Annotated in this window: 1 protein-coding gene; it reads right to left on the reverse strand. The window is 66.6% G+C overall.

Annotated elements, in window-relative coordinates:
• On the reverse strand, positions 1 to 1,937 hold a 1,937-nt coding region (locus tag DQW85_RS23825), incomplete at its 3' end, for a non-ribosomal peptide synthetase (protein ID WP_113702288.1).
• Positions 1,938 to 1,979 lie beyond the last annotated feature (42 nt).

Here is a 1,979-nt window from a genome sequence, read left to right on the forward strand (position 1 = left end):
GTCAACGGCAGAGCCTCCACGCTCACCAACACCGCCGGAACCATGTAATCCGGCAACCGCTCACGCATGAACGAGCGCAACTCACCGATATCAGCAGACCCATCGCCGACCACATAAGCGACCAGCCGCATACCCGACGGGCCATCATCGCGCGCCACCACCGCCACACCCCGCACAGCCGGATGCTCAGCCAGCACCGCCTCCACCTCACCCGGCTCGATCCGGAACCCCCGAATCTTCACCTGCGCATCCGTCCGCCCCAGGAACTCCAACGTCCCGTCGGCCCGCCACCGCGCCCGATCCCCCGTCCGATACAACCGCCCCCCACCCGAACCGAACGGGTCGGCCACAAACCGCTCCGCCGTCAAATCCGGCCGCCCCACATACCCCCACGCCAACCCCGCACCCCCCACATACATCTCCCCCACAACCCCCACCGGCACCACCCGCAACCGCTCATCCAACACAAACACCGCCAAATCCGGAATCGCCACCCCAATCGGCGACCCCCGCCACACCCCCTCCACCACCCGCTCATCCACCCGCAGATACGACACATGCACCGTCGTCTCAGTAATCCCATACATATTCACCAACACCACACCCGGATGACGCGACCGCCACCCAGCCAACCGACCCACCTCCAACGCCTCCCCACCAAACACCACACACCGCACCACAAGCCCACCACCGGGCTCCTCGGCATCCGCCGCCGCCAACTGATAAAACGCCGACGGCGTCTGCGACACCACCGTCACCCCCTCAGCAACCAGCAACGCCCGAAACGCCTCCGGCGAACGCGACACACCGAACGGCACCACCACCACACACCCACCCGAAAGCAACGCCCCCCAGATCTCCCACACCGAAAAATCAAACGCCGCCGAATGGAAGAAACTCCACACATCCCCCGGCCCGAACCCGAACCACTCCCGCGTCGACGACACCAACCGCACCACATTGGCGTGCGGCACCACCACACCCTTCGGCCGACCCGTCGACCCCGACGTATAAATCACATACGCCGCATCCCCCGCCCGCACCCCCACCCCCGGATCAACCGCAGGATACGACGCCGACTCCGCCACCACCTCCGCCGTCACCATCACCACCGGCCGCGCATCAGCCACAATGAACGCCACCCGCTCCGCCGGATACTCCGGATCCACCGGCACATACCCCGCCCCCGACTTCAACACCGCCAACAACGCCACCACCAAATCCACCCCACGCCCCAACGCCACCCCCACCAACCGCCCAGCCCCCGCACCCCGCTCCACCAACAACCACGCCAACCGATTCGCCCGCTCATCCAACTCCGCATACGACACCCCCACCCCCTCACACCGCACCGCCACCGCACCCGGCGCCCGCTCCACCCACCCCCCAAACACCGACACCACCGACTCCTCCACCACCGAACCAACCCGCGGCCCCACCGTCAAAGCAGCCCGCTCCACCTCACCCAACACCCCCACCGCCGACACCAACACCCCACCATCAACCGCCACCCCCGCCAACACCCGCTCCAACCCACGCACCAACCGCTCCACGGAATCCTGATCGAAGGCATTCCGGGAGAACGCCACCTCCAACCCCAAGCGCTTCTCCAGATCCACCATCACGGTGAGCGCGTAGTGCCCCTGCTCCACGTTGTCCACCGGAGCGAACACGCCCGCCGCGGGCCCCTCAGCCACCTCCGAATCCGGCAGTTCCTCCTGCGGGTAGTTGCCGAACACCACGATGCTGTCGAACAGCGACGTCCCGCGCGGCACCGCCGAATACCGCTGCACATCAGCCAGCGGCGTGTACTCGAACCGCTGCAACGCGACCTGGTTGTCCTGCAACTCCCGCAACCACTCGACGAACGGCACATCCTCCGGCACCCGAGCCCGCAACGGCAGCGTGTTGATGAACAACCCGACGATCGACTCCATCCCCGACAACTCCGCCGGACGACCCGACACCGTCAGACCGAA

The sequence above is a fragment of the Nonomuraea lactucae genome, assembly GCF_003313395.1.
Classification (GTDB): Bacteria; Actinomycetota; Actinomycetes; order Streptosporangiales; family Streptosporangiaceae; genus Nonomuraea; species Nonomuraea lactucae.